At 39.3% G+C, this 18177-nt stretch carries 17 protein-coding genes; 1 reads left to right on the forward strand and 16 read right to left on the reverse strand.

Going from position 1 to position 18177, the window contains the following annotated elements; translation table 11 throughout:
* The first annotated feature begins 314 nt into the window (after positions 1 to 314).
* On the forward strand, positions 315 to 1370 hold the full coding sequence (locus WD048_08905) for an ArsO family NAD(P)H-dependent flavin-containing monooxygenase (protein MEX0812323.1): 1056 nt from the start codon (positions 315 to 317) through the stop codon (positions 1368 to 1370).
* 602 nt (positions 1371 to 1972) lie between these two features.
* Here the strand turns inward: WD048_08905 and WD048_08910 are convergent.
* From WD048_08910 to WD048_08985, 16 genes are all read right to left on the reverse strand, one after another.
* Complete coding sequence (locus WD048_08910) at positions 1973 to 2242, reverse strand: hypothetical protein (protein ID MEX0812324.1); 270 nt, start codon at positions 2240 to 2242, stop codon at positions 1973 to 1975.
* 562 nt (positions 2243 to 2804) lie between these two features.
* Positions 2805 to 3158 (reverse strand): DUF5615 family PIN-like protein, encoded by a 354-nt coding sequence (locus WD048_08915; protein ID MEX0812325.1) that lies wholly within the window; start codon positions 3156 to 3158, stop codon positions 2805 to 2807.
* Entirely contained in the window at positions 3155 to 3388 is a 234-nt protein-coding gene (locus WD048_08920; protein ID MEX0812326.1) for a DUF433 domain-containing protein, read from the reverse strand. The genes WD048_08915 and WD048_08920 overlap by 4 nt, the downstream gene beginning before the upstream one ends.
* Positions 3389 to 5390: 2002 nt before the next feature.
* Positions 5391 to 6641, reverse strand: coding sequence for a DUF1566 domain-containing protein (locus WD048_08925; protein MEX0812327.1), 1251 nt, complete (start codon positions 6639 to 6641; stop codon positions 5391 to 5393).
* Between the two features lie 78 nt (positions 6642 to 6719).
* Complete coding sequence (locus WD048_08930) at positions 6720 to 7202, reverse strand: T9SS type A sorting domain-containing protein (GenBank protein MEX0812328.1); 483 nt, start codon at positions 7200 to 7202, stop codon at positions 6720 to 6722.
* A gap of 149 nt (positions 7203 to 7351) precedes the next feature.
* A complete protein-coding gene (locus WD048_08935; protein MEX0812329.1) occupies positions 7352 to 8041 on the reverse strand; it encodes a hypothetical protein in 690 nt (229 codons plus the stop codon).
* Between the two features lie 186 nt (positions 8042 to 8227).
* Positions 8228 to 8800, reverse strand: a complete 573-nt coding sequence (locus WD048_08940; GenBank protein MEX0812330.1) for a hypothetical protein — start codon at positions 8798 to 8800, stop codon at positions 8228 to 8230.
* A 586-nt stretch (positions 8801 to 9386) separates the two neighbouring features.
* Positions 9387 to 10193: an SDR family oxidoreductase gene (locus WD048_08945; protein ID MEX0812331.1), complete on the reverse strand. Its 807-nt coding sequence runs from the start codon at positions 10191 to 10193 to the stop codon at positions 9387 to 9389.
* Positions 10194 to 10196: 3 nt separating this feature from the next.
* A complete protein-coding gene (recN, locus tag WD048_08950) occupies positions 10197 to 11858 on the reverse strand; it encodes a DNA repair protein RecN (protein MEX0812332.1) in 1662 nt (553 codons plus the stop codon).
* A gap of 303 nt (positions 11859 to 12161) precedes the next feature.
* Complete coding sequence (locus WD048_08955) at positions 12162 to 13064, reverse strand: DUF4835 family protein (GenBank protein ID MEX0812333.1); 903 nt, start codon at positions 13062 to 13064, stop codon at positions 12162 to 12164.
* 106 nt (positions 13065 to 13170) lie between these two features.
* On the reverse strand, positions 13171 to 14373 hold the full coding sequence (gene coaBC / locus WD048_08960) for a bifunctional phosphopantothenoylcysteine decarboxylase/phosphopantothenate--cysteine ligase CoaBC (protein ID MEX0812334.1): 1203 nt from the start codon (positions 14371 to 14373) through the stop codon (positions 13171 to 13173).
* 5 nt (positions 14374 to 14378) lie between these two features.
* Positions 14379 to 14711: a DNA-directed RNA polymerase subunit omega gene (locus WD048_08965; protein MEX0812335.1), complete on the reverse strand. Its 333-nt coding sequence runs from the start codon at positions 14709 to 14711 to the stop codon at positions 14379 to 14381.
* Between the two features lie 4 nt (positions 14712 to 14715).
* Positions 14716 to 15540, reverse strand: a complete 825-nt coding sequence (gene bamD, locus WD048_08970; protein MEX0812336.1) for an outer membrane protein assembly factor BamD — start codon at positions 15538 to 15540, stop codon at positions 14716 to 14718.
* 61 nt (positions 15541 to 15601) lie between these two features.
* A complete protein-coding gene (gene dapA / locus WD048_08975) occupies positions 15602 to 16486 on the reverse strand; it encodes a 4-hydroxy-tetrahydrodipicolinate synthase (GenBank protein ID MEX0812337.1) in 885 nt (294 codons plus the stop codon).
* Complete coding sequence (locus WD048_08980; protein ID MEX0812338.1) at positions 16470 to 17024, reverse strand: hypothetical protein; 555 nt, start codon at positions 17022 to 17024, stop codon at positions 16470 to 16472. The genes dapA and WD048_08980 overlap by 17 nt, the downstream gene beginning before the upstream one ends.
* A 4-nt stretch (positions 17025 to 17028) precedes the next feature.
* The gene (locus WD048_08985) at positions 17029 to 17982 is read right to left on the reverse strand and encodes an acetyl-CoA carboxylase carboxyltransferase subunit alpha (protein ID MEX0812339.1); all 954 of its coding nucleotides are present in this window, start codon (positions 17980 to 17982) and stop codon (positions 17029 to 17031) included.
* Between the last annotated feature and the right edge of the window lie 195 nt (positions 17983 to 18177).

Genomic DNA, 18177 nt, shown 5'->3' on the forward strand with positions numbered 1-18177 from the left:
ATTAAAACAAAAACCTCACAAATTGAATAGATTTATGTTTTGGTAAACATAGGAGTCTCTAAGGACACAAAGTATTGGTTCAAAGGAAAAAAGCCTAAATCTACCCGTCATTCCCCTGAAGAGGGGAATCTCCATCTATGAAAATGAGGAGGTTGTTGGAGTTGTGTTTGAGATTGGCTTAAGATTTAATATTGAAACTTGTTCACAATGCATCAAAACTTTGATTAAATGTGGGCCTAAAATTTAGGCAAGTGCCTATATTAGATAGTGATAGCTACAAAGAACTCTTTAAAGAAAACTAAACAAGAAATTTTATGGCAGAGCCTATATATGACATTATAATAGTAGGAGGAGGCCAAAGTGCGCTGGCCTGCGGATATTATTTGCGAAGAACAAATTTAAAATACCTTATTCTTGATGCTGAAAAAAAATGCGGTGGTGCATGGTTACATACCTGGGATACGCTCACTCTTTTTTCGCCCGCAAAGCACAGCTCTTTGCCAGGATGGCCCATGCCCGAATCGGAAAACCATTTTCCTGCCCGTGAAGAAGTCATAGATTATTTATGTGCGTATGAAAAGCGCTATGAGCTTCCGGTAGAACGGCCCATTAAGGTACGGGAAGTCGTTTGTGATGGGAGTCATTTTAAAATAAAGACTTCCGGTAAAACCTATTTATCCCGAACCGTGATTTCAGCAAGCGGCACTTTTCGAAAACCTATTATACCTGAAATTCAAGGCAGGGATAAATTTGAGGGCAAGCAATTGCATTCTTCTGAATATAAGAATCAGGAACCCTTTGAAGGCAAAAAAGTGCTGATTGTGGGAGAAGGAAACAGCGGAGCACAAATATTGGCCGAAGTTTCCAAAGTGGCTGAAACTGCCTGGGCTACCCATAAAGAACCAGAGTACCTGCCCGATGATGTGGATGGACGTGTCCTTTTTGATATGGCTACTGCCAAATATTATGCGGAAAAGAAAGGAGAAAAATTGGATGCAGCCAAATACAATCTCGGAAATATTGTTATGGTATCCCCGGTAAAAGAAGCCAGGGAAAGGGGTGTGCTCGATTCTAAAGGTGCTTTTAGTAAAATGGATGAAGAAGGTGTGTTTTGGGAAGATGGCACCCATGAAGCATTCGATGCCATTATTTGGTGTACCGGCTTTGGTTATGCTACAGATTATCTTGATAAAATTGCCAATATCAAAGATCGGGGAAAGATAGAAACGAAAGGTACGCGAGCCGTAAATGTAGAAGGACTATGGCTTGTGGGCTATGGCGGTTGGACAGGATTTGCCTCGGCCACGCTGATTGGGGTGGGGCGATCTGCCAAAAAAACGGCAGAGGAAATAGAATCTTTTTTGGGCTAAGCCTAATAGCCAGGATCTATTTTTCCAGCACTTCAAGGTAGGAATGAGTATCCTGTTTACGGTTGAATCTTAAAAAAGGCAGAAGTGGAGTTTTGCTCTTTGCTTGCTCCTCATGCTTGCGCAGCTATGGATATTACTTCTATCACGTCCTTCATTTTTTCCATTGCTGAAAAAACGAAGCAAACCCGCCTGACTATCTCAGTTCGGGCAAGCATGCCTGCTGAAAGCAGGAAAATCTAGGCAGTCTAAAATTCTGCTGAATTCTTTGCTTATCAGCTAAATTTCAAGAACTCGCCATTATATTGGTTGTAACTGAGTTCAATCCGTTTGGCTCAGACAGCTTGAAATTTAACGCTGCTTTCACTTCGAATTCTACGCATTATTTTAGAATTGCCAACTGCAATTGTGCCATCCGTTACATTGAAAACGTCATTGCCTGCCTGTAGCAGTCAGGCGATCGACTGAAAGGAAAGTGCCTGTCCCGTACCAGTAGGTCGGGAGCAATCTCGTTTGGTTTAATATGCAGTTTGGTATTGTACAAAAAGGTACAAGAAGGCTTTGCTCTATGCTTGTGCGACATTGCACTAGCTTGATGCATTTTTTTAGTTTTGAAATATTATTCCGTTTTTATAATACCATTTTGCTAATTTACCAAACACATCTGAAATGGAATCACCCTTAAAATTTTTTTTCTCATCCATGAAGTCGCCTATGAAAGCATCATAAATCTCACTCTTTAATTTTAGTTCAATCGGATTAGTTTTTCGGTCATAAATGGTCAAATTACCAGAATACATAACCCATTCTTTTGAAATAAGGTGTTTTCCAATCACTTCTTGGTCAGCTTGATATATTATTGTTGATCTTGACATAATTGACTTCTTTCTCACAATATACATACAATATTTTGTCTCTGATTTGTGTCCAGTTAGTTCCTTTATCTTTGTATTTATAAATTACCGAATAATATATAAGACATTTATCATTAATATCTATAAAAATTAGCATTATGTTTCCGATTGAATCTAATAAAGGCACAAGCAGGCTTTTGCTTATTACATGCGTCTCGTGTTTGCGCCAGCATTGGGGAAAAACAATTGAGACTTGCTGTTAGTATCTTATAAATCACAAATAAAAGTATTAATAAGATTCAAATGACTGCGCTTAATAAGTAGCTTGATTGACTGCGAGCTCATAGTGCATATAAAGTATCGATCAAAGGAAAACAGCCAAAATACGCCCGTCACCCCGACTTTAGATCCGGTAGGTCTAAAGTACGGGGTCTCCATCTATGGAAACGAGTAGTTTGTTTTTGGTTGAATCTTAATAAAGGGAGAAGCAGGCCTACCCGAACTGGATAGGCGGGCTTTTGCTCATTGCCTTCGTCTCTTACGCTAGCTATGGGGCTTGAATTTCTCATTTTAGGGAATTCAGTTAACCGTGTTCAGCTATCTCAAACCGATTAACTTCTATCAAATTACTTCTTGTAATCATTTGAATAATTGTATGAAAATTGTTGTCAAATATTTTCAGCAATTCAGTATTAAGAATATTTCCAGTTCTTACGATTATTAATTTTGGGGGTTTGGATTTGAGTATAAATGACTCTAAGAAATCTATATCCTTACTTATTACAACTCTATTGTCTAAAATTGCTTTTTCGATAATTTCGAAATCTTTGGTTTTGTTTTTGTTTGGGAAATCAAGTGTATGAATAGAATCAAAGCCTTTTCCATTCAGGAAATCAGAAAGTGCCTTGGGCAATTGTGCATCTACTATAAACTTCACGAGGCAATTTTATGAATGCTTTTCAGATGTACCAATTTGGAAGCGTATTCCAGGCAGGCAAGAAAATCTTCTTTTTCCAAATCCGGGTAATCTTTTAGGAGTTCATCAATGGTCATCCCTGATGCCAATAACTCAAGCATATTTTCAACAGGGTATCTCATTCCCCTGATGATGGGTTTTCCATGACATATTTGCGGATCAATTGTAATTCTGTTTAATAGACTTTCCATTTCAAGGCGTTTATACCAAATATAAGTATTGTTCAGTTCAATATGGCAAAATCTTTAGAAACCTTGCTCCCACAGTGCTTCCAGTTTGCGAGGTTTTGAAGTTATCCGATGACTGCTGTTTGTGGAGTTTTTGCAGCTCCTAAATTATCCGGGTGCTTAATAGAATGAGTCATCGGATGACTAAGCGATGGCTGGATTTAAAACTTTAGGCAAGGTGACAAGAGTCTTGGTAAACATAAGAAAGCCAAGGCACAGCGTCAGCTCACAATTCATACTCCAGAGGTTTTATTCTGTAATGTATTGAATTAGTTCTTTCCCTATTTCACTTCTCTGAAAGTGCCATTGATTTTTATTTTCCACAACGACTTTAGCACTAACATGGCTAATCAAATGGTGATTTTGAAGCCCTTTTTCTAAAAGTCCAAAGTAGGATTTGTTTCCGCCAGCATATTTGTTAATTCATCTTGATATTTATGATTGTTATCTTTTTCATTTTCATTCAAATCACGTAAAATCATTAAATGTTTTACGGTCAAATTCTCAATAATCTCTAGAAAAATTAGTTTTTTATTGCAAGATGCAATCCAATTCCTTGCTCGTTAGAAGCGGAGAAGTACTTTGTTATACTGTAAATGGCGCAAGTTATATGGAGGGGGACGACTTCGATAGGATTTAATGTTTATTCAAACAGAAACAGCCACAATATTCCCGTTCATTCCGACTTTATATCCGTTAAGACTAAAGTACGGAGTCTCCATCTATGGAAATGAGCATTCTGTTTCCGATTGAATTTTAATAAAGGCACAAGCAGGCTACGCTCGTTGGCCAGGCCTCATGTTTGCGCCAGCATTGGGAAAAACAATTCAAGATTGCTGTTTGTATCTTGTAAATCACAAATAAAAGTATTAACAAGATTCAAATGACTACGCTTAATAAGTAGCTTGATTGACTGTGACCTCGAAGTGAATATAAGGTATTCGTTCAAAGAAAAATAGCCCAAATACGCCCATCATTCCCCTGAAGAGGGAATCTCCACCTATGGAAATGAGTATTCTGTTTCCGGATGAATCTTAATAAAGGTACAAGTAGGTTTTCTAACCTCATACTCATATCATTGTAAAAGCAATAAATTTATGGACAGGCAATGCAAGGTACACGGGTAAAAGACCTCATACTAGACAGGCCTCAGGTCATGTTGTGCGCAAGGAATCACCCTTGTACCTTGCGCAGCTATGGATATAACTTCTATCACGTCCTTCATTTTTTCCATTGCTGAAAAAACGAAGCAAACCCGCCTGACTATTTCAGTTCGGGCAAGAAAATCTAGGCAGTCTAAAATTCTGCTGAATTCTTTGCTTATCAGCTAAATTTCAAGAACTCGCCATTATATTGGTTGTAACTGAGTTCAATCCGTTTGGCTCAGACAGCTTGAAATTTAACGCTGCTTTCACTTCGAATTCTACGCATTATTTTAGAATTGCCAACTGCCATTGTACATTCTGTTAGATTGAAAACGTCATTGCGATCGACTGAAAGGAAAGTGCCTGTCCCGTACCAGTAGGTCGGGAGCAATCTCGTTGGGTTTAAGTTGCAGTTTGGTTTTGTATAGAAGGTACAAGAAGGCTTTACTCTATGCTTGCGCGCCATTCTTACACCAGCGGGGGGAATCTTAATAAAGGCACAAGCGGGCCTTCCCGAACTGGGATAGGCCTGCCCGTGAGAGGCGAATGCGTGCCGGGCTATTTCAGATCAAATGCACTCGTTCGCTTTGCTGCAATAGCCACGCGGTAAACGAGCGCAAGGGCAGGCGGGCTTTAAAAGCTACTTACTTATCAGCCGAAATCATAAAGTGGTTTCGTTTAGCACTAACAGCCCACTTGATTTTAGCCCATGTTAGCGTTTCGTTGAGTTTCATTGTGAATTATAAAAAAACCGACAAAAATTTTACTCCTTGTCAGTTTAACAAAAAACGACAGCTTGGCGGTATTAAATTGATAAATAGTTAAAAAGCCCGAACGGCACGCACACTATAAGTACTTGTCTTATTACCGTTGTTCGAGTAACCGTAGCTGAGGAAGTAGAATGCGTCCGAGGCATTGTACTCCGTACTACTCCAATAGCGGGCAGTATTTGACAATAATGCAAAACTACCAGCATTTAAAGCTTTATTAGCATGGAATCGGTTGTGCCATAAAATGCTTAGTTCGTCAATAGAGGGTAAATACCAATCGGTAAAACCACCATCCGTTAATCCATTTACATAAGTTGCTGCAGGGCTGCCTGTCATTAAGATAGTATTGTAAACTCCATCCCAACTCCGTGTTGCGTTAGTTGTTGTGAAACTTGACTGCCATTGTGCTGTGCTTTCGTTTTTATTTACAATAAGCCCGTGTTGGTCTCCATTTTGGTCTAAGTAAATGTAAAAAACTATACCACCTAAGGTGTCTTGCCCTAAGTAGAAATCATTGGAAGAACTGCCACCTGCTGCACTAATGGTATTACCAACAATGGCAATATTAGTACCTGCTACTAATTGGTCTTGTTTGTTGTTCCAATAAGTAGTGTCCGTTCCAGTTATTCCACTTGCTACTGATGTTCCAAAGATTGGGTCGGTTTCGGTGTAGCTGTCTAATTTATTGTTCCAGTAAGTAGTATCTGTTCCAGTTATTCCACTTGCTACTGATGAACTGAATAAAGGATCGGTTTCGTTTGATATAAAACCACTTACATCGGGAATATCTGATCTTATTTGGGAGGCGGTATCTTGTATGGCCTGTTGATTATTTGATATACCACTAATATCTTGGTCGCCTGTGTTCATTCCTGATAAATTACTTAAATTAGCAATGTCGATCGCGGTGATATTGCTTGCCTGACTACCAGTGTAAACAGGGTCAGTTTCGGTTATTCCACCACTAACAGAATCTGCTTTTTTTGCGTGTAATGCGTAAGGCACACTTAATAGCTGGCTAGTACTTGATATGGAATAATTTGTTCCTCCAGTTGGATCAGTTTCAGTTTTGATAAAATAAGGGCCATCTGTCCAGTCGATTGTGATGAAATTACCGCTAACAACTGTTCCATTCCCAATTTCTAAACTCATCAAACCATTAGCATTAGTAGTTGATGTATGTGTTTCAACATAAACAGCTCCTCCAAATTCAGAACCTTGTAGAATTTGAATACGAATTCCTATACTATTAGAAGTTACTAAATTATTAGCATTGTCTCTTACAACTGCTTGGTAGCTCATTTTTTCTGGTGATTGAGCAAACACGCTTGCAGTCATTAAAATTGCTGCACAAATTGTAATTATTCTTTTCATGATTTCTTAATTTTTGATTATTTTAAATGATTGAACTTTTTTGTTTTCTTGGTTTATAACATTGATGAAGTAAGTAGCAGAGGGCAAACCTGATGTGTTTATTTGTGTTTGCTGTGTAGTTACTTGACCTTTGTTTAGTAATCTGCCTTGTAAATCAAATAGTTGATACGACAACTGCTCGTTGTTGTAATCGCTTATTTGCAAGGTTAAATTATCGGCAGTAGGGTTAGGGAATACCGAAAGTGAAATGTTCAGTTCGGTTTCTTTAATTCCAACAGAAGATATTTCGTAGGTTTGTTGCACGCCTTGGCTTACTGTGCCAGACGTACTTGTGTTTGTGGTATAAACTACTTGTCCTACGCTGTAAGCAACGGTTCCTCCGCTGCCTGTGGCATCTCCGCCTGAGGCGGTTGGGCTTTCTTGGGCGTTCAGTCCTCCTAAACCTAAGAGGAGAAACGCAACGCTTGTAATTGTCTTTTTGTGTTTCATAAGTTAACTGTTTTAAATTTAAAGTGCTAAGTTATCATTATTAAAAGCTCTAATCTGACCGACCGAACAAATGCAGCTAAAATGCCACAACCTATCGTGATTCACTCTCTGCCCGCTTGCTTGCCTCGTGTGTTGCCGTTTTGGTCAAGCTACAATGGTTTTAGTTTGCATATTCCTTGAAATAAATATTCATTTACGATTTTGTTCGATGTCTTACCTGACCAATATTTTTCTACCTGTTCTTTTGTTTGTTTGAAAGTATAGTTGCTAGGAATAATGTCTAACAAATTCATATCGGCTTTAAATAATGAACGTTTCTCCAAAATTTCAACTTCGCAGATTTGACCACCACATTTATGATTGTTTATATAATATTGGCAGTCTTTTAAATTATCAAAAAGAAAAAATGATTTTTCTCTGCTTGGTTTGTCTCTGTAACTATCAGTCCGAACTTTTTCGTAAATATTCTCCCATAAGTAAAATCCTTCTTGAAATAATTCAAAACCAATTTTGTCAAGACTTTCTATAATTCCTATTAAATCGCTTTCCTTAATATAAATTCCCCTGTGTTTAGAATTACCTGTTAGAATATCAACTTCAAAAACACGGTTAATTGATTTTGGTAACCTCTGTAAGAATGCGTTACCGGATAAATAAATATTGTTATTTAAACTAAAGTAAAAATCTAATGGTAAATCAAGTTCACTTGATGATTGAGTAACAAAGTCTAAAAGGTCTGAATATTTGTCTTTATTAACTAATATTAAACTATAATTCGTCTTATTAGTGTCTATCGTTACTTCTGAATTTATATTGTCAACTACTTTGAAATATTGCATTTGTTTGAAAAGTTATTTTGTTATCGAGGTCGGTCTGTAAATGGCATACAACGTGTCGCAACTAAGAAAAGTGGAGCTTTTCAAGGTGGTTTACTCTCCGTACGAAACAAAGGTAGCCACAAAGATCGAACCTCGCGTAACCTACTTCCCTCCCCATGTTTTCTTAGGTGCTGTTGTGGCTAGTTTTTATTCATCTATTTTTCTTATGTAAGCTATAAACATGTAGTTCTCTGTTCCTGTGCAACTTTTGTCTGTAAAGTCAATTGTCAAAATTGGAAACTTGTCGTTCTTATTCTTAAAAAATTGATACCCATATCCAACTTTTCCTGCGTCTGCATAGGTTTTGTATTTTTCTGTCTTTTCGGTCAGTTGCTTTAGTTCCTTGACAATTGTCTTTAGTTGTTTCTCACAATTATTTTCTTCATCAGTTCCGTAATTTAATGTCAAAGCTGTTATTCTTGAATGCTTAGGTCCACCACACCACTCATACGCATAGAAATATTCAATTTGTGCAGATTCAGGTTGAAGTTTAATCGGTAAAGTACCATTTATGGATCTTCTGTAATCAGTTTTTGTCGAGTCGTAAATGTTTTTTGATTTTTCATAGTCCGACTGGCTCAGAAATTTGACTTCTGTAGAATCCAAGTCCATTTTTATTGGAAATCCATTAAAAAGATCAGTCAAATAGTTGTTTGAGAAGCTACTATCCTGACAGAAGCTATTTGTTGCAAGTAGTGCAAGTAATATTATTATCAACATTTGTTTCATTTCAAATTAGCCACAACTATATAGCGTTTTATTCACCGTTTTGCACGATAAAGATAATGGAATATTGAAATATTCTAAATCAAGTTGTCCAATGCCACCGCTCGCGTCTCGCGAGTGGATTATTGGTCAGCCTCTGGCTGCATTGAAAATTGCAAGATGCAATCCAATTCCTTGCTCGCTGACCTCGTTTTAGTGCCGAGTAAAAAAACAAAAACTGTCTGACAGCTACTATATAGCTGCAAAAGAGCTGTCTGACAGTTGGTGTTTTCTAAAGGATTTCGTTTTCAATCCCGGCATTTCGACTTCGCTCAATATCCTCATTATCGTAAATGAAATTAAAAAACGCAAACCTGCGTGAGGGATGGAAGCGGCATCCTTTTGTGCTGGGCGCATCTTAGTGTTGCGGGCTTTGGAAAAGCGACCAGCGGAAGCTCTTTTCAAAGGCCATTTGCAACACTTTGCGCCAGCACAAAAGATAGAGCGGATCAGCCCGACCTGAAAGGGCACGCCCGGATTATTTGTTTATTTATTCATTTTTTTATTTGAATATTGATGCTTGCCTGATCAACTATAGTTTTCAGCTCAGTTTGTCCATTAGGCCTTCGCTGACTCCGGTGGAGGAGAAACCGCCATCGTGGTAGAGGTTTTGCATGGTGACCATGCGGGTGAAATCGGAAAATAGGCTGACGCAATAGTCGGCACAGCTTTCGGCTGTGGCATTGCCCAGGGGGGAGACTTCATCGGCATAGTTGAAAAAGGCATCGAAGCCTCCGATACCGCCTCCGGCCGCTGTGGGCGTGGGCGATTGGGAGATGGTATTGATGCGTACGTTTTTCTTGCGCCCGTAAAATTGCCCGAAATTGCGGGCTATGGATTCGAGTACGGCCTTGGCTTCTGCCATGTCACCATAGCCGGGAAAGCTGCGCTGTGCGGCAATGTGGGTGAGGGCCACTACGGAGCCCCATTCCTTGATGGCATCGAGTTTCCAGCAGGTCTGCAAGATTTTGTGGAAGGAGAGCCCGGATATATCGAGGGCTTTGAGGTAGTAATCGTAATTGATATCGGTGTAGGGGATGTTTTTGCGGATATTGACCGACATGCCGATGGAGTGCAGCACAAAATCGACCGGGCCGCCCAGTATCTCCATGGATTGGGTGATGAGTTTTTCCAGATCCTCGAGATTGGTGGCGTCTGCGGGGATGAGTTCTGCGCCTGTTTCTGCTGCCAGTTCCTTGACCTTGCCGAAGCGCAGGGCCACGGGGGCATTGCTGAGCACAAATTCGGCTCCTTGTTCTTTGGCTTTTAGTGCCACTTGCCAGGCGAGGGATTTTTCATCCAGTGCTCCAAAAATAATTCCTTTTTTTCCTTTTAAGATTCCACTCATTTTTTATTGGTTTAATAGTTCTCGTGCGTTTGCCAATGTTGTTTCGGTTAGGTCTTTTCCGCTCAGCATTTTCGCCAGCTCCTGAATGCGCTCTTCTTGTTTCAGCTCCTTGATGCGGGTCAATGTGTGCGTGTCTTTTGTTTCCTTGAATACAAAGAAATGCTTTTTTCCTTTAGATGCCATCTGCGGCAGGTGGGTAATGCAGATTACCTGGTGATTTTGTGCCAATTCTTGCATGATGGCGCCCACTTTATAGGCGATTTCCCCGGAAATACCGGAATCGATTTCGTCAAAAATAAGGGTGGGCAGGGCGGTGCCTTCGGCTACTATGGATTTGAGTGCCAGCATGAGGCGGGAGAGCTCTCCGCCCGAGGCTACTTTTTTGAGTTCCTGCGGTTGTGCACCTTTGTTGGCAGTAAATCGGATCATTGCCTGATCGAGTCCATCGGGTCTTGCTGCTTCTATTTCCAGGGGAATTAGTTCGGGGAAAATAGAGGCGTGGGGCATGCCCATTTCCGATAGTAGGGTGGCGACCTTTTCTTTTATTTCGGGCAGTTGCTTGCTGCGCTTTTTGTTTATTTCGGCTCCCTTGTCTTTTAGTTTTGTGCCAATTTGCTGGATTTCTGCTTCCAATGTCGCAATTTTTTCATCGGCATTTTTGGCCCATTCTATCTTTTCTTCCAATTCTTGCTGGAATAGCAGCAGGGCTTCGGTTCCTTCGCGCTGGTGCTTTTTTTCCAGTCGGTAGAGGGTGTTGAGCAAATCCTGGGTTTCTTGCAGCTTTTCTTCGTCCACCTCGATATCGCGGCCGGAATGTTCTATTTCATTGCAGATGTCCTGCAATTCGATGAAAACGGAATTGAAGCGTTCGCTGAGGGGCTGGAACTGCTTGCTGCTGTCGCTCAGTTCGCGCAGCATTTGATCGATTTCCCTCATGCTTTGCTCTACGGAAAATTCCTCGCCACTGATGGAGGCAATGAGCTTGGTCAAGGTCTGCTGGATTTCCTCGGCATTTTCCAAGGTCTGCAGTTCTTCTTCCAAGGCTTCTTTGTCGATTTCCTCCAGAGGGATTTCCTGTAATTCCTTTAGCTGAAATTCAAGGTAATCGGTGTCCTTGCCTTCTTCATTGTTTTTGGCAATGAGTGCTTTGAGGGTTTTTTGCTTGCTTTTGTATTCGCTTAGAATTTGGGCAAATTCACGTTTTTCATTTTCAGTATTCGCCAGCGCATCTATCAATTGGAGCTGGAAATTGCTATTGCTCAAAGCGATGGTTTGGTGCTGCGAATGTACATTGACCAGTTGTCGGCCGATTTCCTTTAGGATATTGAGCGACACCGGGGTGTCGTTGATAAAGGCGCGGGATTTTCCGGAGGGAAGGATTTCCCTTCTGAGGAAAGTGAGGGCATCATGGTCGAGGTCGTTTTTCTCAAAAAAGGTTTTGAGGCCGTAGTTTTTGATATCGAATTGTCCTTCGATGATGCATTTTTCGTTTTTATTGAGCAGTGTGGAAAGGTCGGCCCTGTCGCCCAGAATGAGGGAGAGGGCACCAAGCAGTATGGATTTTCCGGCACCGGTTTCTCCGGTAATGATGTTCAGCCCTTGATCAAAATTGATTTCCAATTGATCGATGATGGCATAATTCTGTATGCTGAGTTGCTGAATCATTGATTTTTTATTGCAGCATAAATCTAAATAAAGCTGTGCAAAAAGACATTATTTCTTTTGATGGATAAATTAAGGTGGTGCTAAAATGCATTTTTAATGGTATTCCGTCCTTTTAAAATGCGCTGCCACACATTTTTTTTGGATGCCGCCCTTTCAGGGCTTTGAAAATGTGCCAAGACGATAAATGTCTTGGCAGGCTGACACATGTTTTTGGGAGATGTCGCCCATTCTGGGCTTGTATAGTTTGATTTGAAAGTGCTAAATATGAAAAACTAAGGGTGTAGCACTTTGTTTCTTGTGGAATTATTGAGTGATGGCATTGTAATCCTCTGATTTTCCGGGATTTACTTCTCGTAATAATTGTTGAGCCTTTACCTTTTCATTGGATGGTGCACCGCTGAACATTTTGATCAGCTCATTTTTCTTGGCATTGAAAAACATTTGTAGGCCAATGGAGTTTGGTGATTGCTCTACAATGGGTTTGAGTTTTTCTAACGCTGCTAAAACATTATTGCGGCCTTCAATCGGATTTTCATACATTTTATCAAGCCCGTTGATGTGGTATTCATAATAAGTTTCTCTCAAACCTGTAAATCTTCTGTTCATTATATTTTCTATGATCCAGTAGCGATTGTTATTACTTTCAAAAGGCCGCCATCCGGGGGCTTTATCACCCAGGTTTTGAGGCACATTGTTAATAATGCTTTGTGCCATATTCAAATATTCCTCTCCGCCATTTGGTGCAAAAGTTTCCATATCCATAGCTATAACGAGGTAGGCGTAAAATGACAGTAAGGAAGTGAGATTGGAAGTGAAAGTATTGGGATTGAATTGCAGGGGCTCAAACTCCACGTATTCAAATACAAATTCATTGTCAACATGATTGATTACGGTAGTATTGTAGGAACTGTTGAATACAGGACGTGAAGATTGAATATTTAAAGAGGCTTTGTAATTGTCCTGCCCCTGTTGTTCCATTACATTGATCATGATAGAACATTCGATCCGTTCTTCTATTTTGTATTTTTCAGTAGTCCATTTTTGGTTGTTCAAAAATTCATAGACACTTTGTTCCAGTGTTTTGAAAACCTGGGGGTCTACATTTTGTACTCTTTGTGACATTACTTCCACACGGCAATTTAGTTCTTGGGCAGCAAGGTGAAGTGTAAGTATGGAAAGGATTAGAATGAGAAGCGCTTGTTTCATTGATTTATTTCTTTTTTAGCGAAATCCAATAGCTTAAAAATAAATTTATTTTTTAATTTCCTTTGTTTTTGATTGTTCAATTTCATTTGTTGATCAATGAAAAATTTCAAATCAGTTTCAAGATGGCTGAAATAATATCATCGGCCACCTCATCTTTTGATTTTAAAGGGAAATCTTCTTTACTGCCATTTTTTGAAAATATACTGATTTTATTGGTATCGAATGCAAAACCGGCTCCTTTTTCACTGAGCGAATTCAACACAATAAAATCCAGGTTTTTTTCTTTCAGTTTCTTTAACGCATTGCTTTCGGCATTATTGGTTTCCAGTGCAAAGCCTACCAGTATTTGTCCCGCTTTTTTCTTTTTGCCCATTTGCTTTAAAATGTCGGGGTTCTTTGTCAGTTCAATTTGCAGGTTTTTGTCACTTTTTTTGATTTTTTCGCTGGAAACATTTGCCGGGCGATAATCAGAAACTGCTGCTGCAAATATTCCAATTGTACATTTTTCGAAAAGTGCATCTGCTTGTTCAAGCATTTCAAGTGTTGAAGTTACCGGGTAAACTTTAATGCCTTCCGGTATTTCAAGATTATGAGGGCCAATGATTAAATGTACTTTTGCTCCTTTCTCTTGTAGTGCTTGTGCCAAAGCCAGCCCCATTTTTCCGGAGGAGTGATTGCTGATATAGCGAACTGGGTCAATGGCTTCCTGTGTTGGGCCGGCAGTTATCAGTACATTTTTTCCGCTTAATGCCGTTTTACTTTTTTTTTTCGCAGTAAGGTGATTTTCCAGGAAAGCTACGATGTTTTCGGGTTCAGCCATTCTGCCTTCGCCCTCAAGTCCACTGGCCAGCTCCCCTTTTTCTACGGGTATTATTTGATCCCCATAAGATTTCAATGTTTGAATATTACTTTGAGTAGCAGGGTGTTTCCACATATCCATATCCATAGCTGGAGCAAAGAATACGGGGCATTTAGCTGAGAGATAAACAGCGCAAAGCAGGTTGTCGCAGAGGCCATTTGCCAATTTAGCAATGGTATTGGCAGATGTCGGTGCAATGAGCATTAAATCAGCCCATAGTCCGAGTTCAACATGATTGTTCCATTCACCGCGTTCTTTTTTAAACTCCTGTAATACAGGGTTTTTAGAAAGTGTAGAAAGTGTTAATGGGGTAATAAATTCAGTTGCTGAGGCCGTCATGATTACACGTACCTCAGCTTCTTGTTTTACAAGGGTTCTAATTAGAAAGGCTGTTTTATAGGCAGCAATGCTTCCGCAAAGTCCGATCAATATTTTTTTGCCTTTCAACATGTGTATTATTTCAGTTCTTCACCTTTTTCCCTGTAGTAGATTTCATCATTCAAAAACTCATCCAGAGCCATTACAGCAGAATTGGGAAGTTTTTCATAATATTTTGAGATCTCAATTTGCTCACGGTTTTCAAATACTTCTTCCAGATTGTCAGAAGTTGTGGCAAACTCATTGAGCTTTGCAAGCAATTCTGTTTTCAACTCGTCATTGATTTGATTTGCTCGCTTAGACATGATTACCAATGATTTATAAAAATTACCGGTTTTTTCATGAATAACATCCATATTGCGCGTTTCGGCAAATGGACTGATAGAGAATTCATTATTTTTCTTAAGCATGGTATTAGTTATTTACAAGTTCTGAATTTTCAATTTCTTTCAATATTGATTGTTGCACTTCCCTGGCATCTGCTAACAGAGGGCTTTTGGGGTAATCCTTTTCGAAGTTTTCAAATGCATCCAGGGCAATTTTATACCGCTCTAATTGTTTGCTGCGAATACTATTCTCTGCGTATTTGAAATAGGATTTAACAATATAAAGCTGAATTTTTTGAGCATCCTGTGTATCGGGATATTTTTCTAACACATTTTCAAAAGATACTGCTGCGGCTTTATACCTGAATGTTCTGTAATAAAGCTCTGCACTTTTAAAATCTTTGATTTCTAGTTTTCTGCGCAATCTTTTAATGGCATTGTTGCACAGTTCCATCTTGTCGGTTTCAGGGTAACTGTTTACAAAAAGCTGATAATACTCGATGGCTTTTTGTGTATTGCTTTGATCCAAAGAAACTCGGGGTGATAGATTGTCATAGCACAATGCATTTCTGTAAAGGCTTTCTTCTGCATATTGACTGAATGGATAAGAATCGTAAATATTTTTGAAGTGAAATGCTGCAATAAGATAAGTGGCCTGCTCAAAATGACACATGGCGTAGAGATAATAGTATTCATCAATGCTTTTTGTGCCTTTGTAAAGTGTAATCAGCTCTTCAAAAATGGGTAGTGCCTTGTGGTATTTTTCTTTATCGTAAAATTCTTTGGCTTTTCGATACTTGTATTCCAGATCGTTGCTTTTCAGAATTTTCTGATAAGATTGTTGGCAGGAACTGAAACCCAGTCCTATTATTACCAAATATAGAATATAGATATGAAAGCTCTTCTTTTTCACAGTCTGCAAAGATAAGACTTTAAGTATTCTCTTGCAATTGAAAAACAATGCAGCAAATCGGCTACTTAATGTCCTTTATTGCATTTTTCAAGGTCATGGTGAGATTGTCTGAAGCATGTACCAGCGGGAGTCTCACATACACATCACATACATTTCTGATATACAATGCAGCTTTTATTCCAGCGGGATTGCCTTCTTTGAAAAGCAATTCAATAATATTCAATAACTTGAAATGGTATTTTGAAGCCTCTTGAAAATTGCCTTTCATTCCGAGGCGTACCATTTCAGAAAAATCATAAGGAAATGCATTGGCAACAACAGAAATTACACCATCCATTCCAAAAGATAGCATTGGAAGTGTGAGTGGGTCTTCTCCTGAAATAATGAGGAAATCTTTCCGCTGAATGTGTTTTACAATTTTCATGCATTGCACAAGATCACCTGATGCTTCTTTGATGCCAATGATATTTTTAAAATCACGAGCAAGTTTAAGGGTTGTTTCTGCAGTTATGTTAGATGCAGTTCTTCCCGGTACATTATAGAGAATTATTGGTTTGGGGGCTTTTTCAGCAAGTGCTTTGTAGTGCGCGTAAATACCTTCCTGAGTGGGTTTGTTATAATAAGGGCTGGCAGATAAAATGGCGCTGATGCCTTTGAAATGGTAGGCTTCCATTTCTTCAATAAGAGCAGCGGTATTGTTGTCTCCGAAACCCGCGACAATTGGTACACGTCCTTTGACTTTTTCAATGGTAAAATCCATGACTTTATGCCTTTCTTTTCTGCTCAATGTGGCCGATTCGCCTGTAGTACCCATTGTTACCAGGTATTCTACATTTCCTTTTATGGTATGTTCAATGAGGTTTTCAAGCCCTTTAAAATCTATGCTTCCGTCTGCTAGGAATGGAGTAACTAATGCTACTCCGGTTCCTTTAAATTGTTGATACATTTCTTCTGAGTTTAATTTTATTTAAAAAATGTTTCATCTGAGGGATGAGTTCAGCGACTGATGCATTTTTGTCCAGGTTGATCATAAAATCAAAGCAGTAGGTTTTGCCTTCGCTGAATTTTCCTACTCTGAATTGTGCATTTGACATTGCTGCTATAGACTCCAAAGTTAAGTTTTCCTTTATAAATAGACAGCATAGTATATCGCATCTATTATTGGTAAATTGCTCCACTTGTTCGCTTACAGGAAAAAAGAGCCAGTTGATCGATTTATTGGTGAAATAGGGGTAGGGGGGGGTATATTCTTTTAACTTGTATGGCAAATAGGCCAGCAGTTGAACATCTTTTCCTGATTTTTTGAGCTCATTTGCCCAGCTTATTATTTGATCTGCTTCTGCTTGTTGATCTGCATCAAACAATATGCTTATGCTTTTTGCTTCACTTAGATTGATGGTTTTGTGCGCATAGGATTGTTTACTGATTTTTCTTTTTAAAAAGAAACGGTGTAATTTCTGTCTTATGGATATGAGTAATGACATAAAATCAGGTTGTCTCGAAAACACCTATGTTTTCATATTTTTTAATGCGCTGTTCTATTCTTTTTTCCGGATCCATTTTTAATAAAGGTTTTAATGCTTTTTTTAATTCAACACGAATTATTTCTGACATATCATTTGGATCGTGATGTGCGCCACCGGAGGGTTCTTTTATAATACCATCAATCAACTTAAACTCCAGCATATCAGGTGCAGTTAGTTTAAGTGCTTCGGCAGCTTGTGCTTTGTTTTCCCAGCTTCGCCACAATATGGAAGAACAGGACTCAGGGGAAATTACAGAATACCATGTGTTTTCAAGCATGTAAATCTTATCTGCCAAACCAATACCTATTGCACCCCCCGATGCTCCCTCTCCAATAATAATACTGATAATGGGTACTTTGAGCTGTGTCATTTCAAAGAGGTTTCGGGCAATGGCTTCGGCCTGTCCGCGTTGCTCGGCTTCTATTCCTGGATATGCTCCCGGAGTGTCGATAAAAGTAACAATGGGTTTGTTGAATTTTTCAGCGAGCTTCATCAGTCTCAAGGCTTTTCTATAACCTTCCGGATTGGGCATTCCAAAATTTCGGTATTGCCTCATTTTGGTGTTCACGCCTTTTTGATGGCCGATAAACATTACAGTTTGTCCATCGAATTCACCAAATCCACCTACGATGGCTTTATCATCACCGAAATTTCTGTCACCGTGCAGTTCCTGAAATCTACTGCAAAGCTTGTCTAAATAAAAAAGTGTGTAGGGCCTTTCGGGATGTCTGCTCAATTGAACGCGTTGCCAGCGATTGAGTTTGGAATAAATTTCTTTTCTTTTTTTAAGTATTTTTCCTTCTAATTCACGAACTCCTTTTGATACATCTATGCCTCCTTTTTCCCCTACCTGCCTCAGGCTTTCCAGTTGTTCAAAGAGCTCTGCGATGGGTTGTTCGAATTCTAAAAAAACCATAATGCTAAGATTTTTGCTGTGTTGGCAAAGTAGAAACAAAGATAAGGGAATAAAAAATCTGATTTTAGTTTTCAATTCTGCAAAATCGATTTATATTTGTGCACCCTTTCGGGGGGAGATGTTCTTTAAAATATTGGTCCGGTAGTTCAGTTGGTTAGAATACATGCCTGTCACGCATGGGGTCGCGGGTTCGAG

The sequence above is a fragment of the Chitinophagales bacterium genome (assembly GCA_040877935.1).
Classification (GTDB): Bacteria; Bacteroidota; Bacteroidia; order Chitinophagales; family CAIOSU01; genus JBBDNB01.

What these genes read in the sequence shown, in the direction of transcription:
- WD048_08905 (MEX0812323.1), top strand. Translation starts at nt 315, where the DNA reads ATGGCAGAGCCTATATATGACATTATAATAGTAGGAGGAGGCCAAAGT.
- WD048_08910 (MEX0812324.1), bottom strand. Translation starts at nt 2,242, where the DNA reads ATGTCAAGATCAACAATAATATATCAAGCTGACCAAGAAGTGATTGGA.
- WD048_08920 (MEX0812326.1), bottom strand. Translation starts at nt 3,388, where the DNA reads ATGGAAAGTCTATTAAACAGAATTACAATTGATCCGCAAATATGTCAT.
- WD048_08925 (MEX0812327.1), bottom strand. Translation starts at nt 6,641, where the DNA reads ATGAGCTACCAAGCAGTTGTAAGAGACAATGCTAATAATTTAGTAACT.
- WD048_08930 (MEX0812328.1), bottom strand. Translation starts at nt 7,202, where the DNA reads ATGAAACACAAAAAGACAATTACAAGCGTTGCGTTTCTCCTCTTAGGT.
- WD048_08935 (MEX0812329.1), bottom strand. Translation starts at nt 8,041, where the DNA reads ATGCAATATTTCAAAGTAGTTGACAATATAAATTCAGAAGTAACGATA.
- WD048_08940 (MEX0812330.1), bottom strand. Translation starts at nt 8,800, where the DNA reads ATGTTGATAATAATATTACTTGCACTACTTGCAACAAATAGCTTCTGT.
- WD048_08945 (MEX0812331.1), bottom strand. Translation starts at nt 10,193, where the DNA reads ATGAGTGGAATCTTAAAAGGAAAAAAAGGAATTATTTTTGGAGCACTG.
- recN (MEX0812332.1), bottom strand. Translation starts at nt 11,858, where the DNA reads ATGATTCAGCAACTCAGCATACAGAATTATGCCATCATCGATCAATTG.
- WD048_08955 (MEX0812333.1), bottom strand. Translation starts at nt 13,064, where the DNA reads ATGAAACAAGCGCTTCTCATTCTAATCCTTTCCATACTTACACTTCAC.
- coaBC (MEX0812334.1), bottom strand. Translation starts at nt 14,373, where the DNA reads ATGTTGAAAGGCAAAAAAATATTGATCGGACTTTGCGGAAGCATTGCT.
- WD048_08965 (MEX0812335.1), bottom strand. Translation starts at nt 14,711, where the DNA reads ATGCTTAAGAAAAATAATGAATTCTCTATCAGTCCATTTGCCGAAACG.
- dapA (MEX0812337.1), bottom strand. Translation starts at nt 16,486, where the DNA reads ATGTATCAACAATTTAAAGGAACCGGAGTAGCATTAGTTACTCCATTC.
- WD048_08980 (MEX0812338.1), bottom strand. Translation starts at nt 17,024, where the DNA reads ATGTCATTACTCATATCCATAAGACAGAAATTACACCGTTTCTTTTTA.
- WD048_08985 (MEX0812339.1), bottom strand. Translation starts at nt 17,982, where the DNA reads ATGGTTTTTTTAGAATTCGAACAACCCATCGCAGAGCTCTTTGAACAA.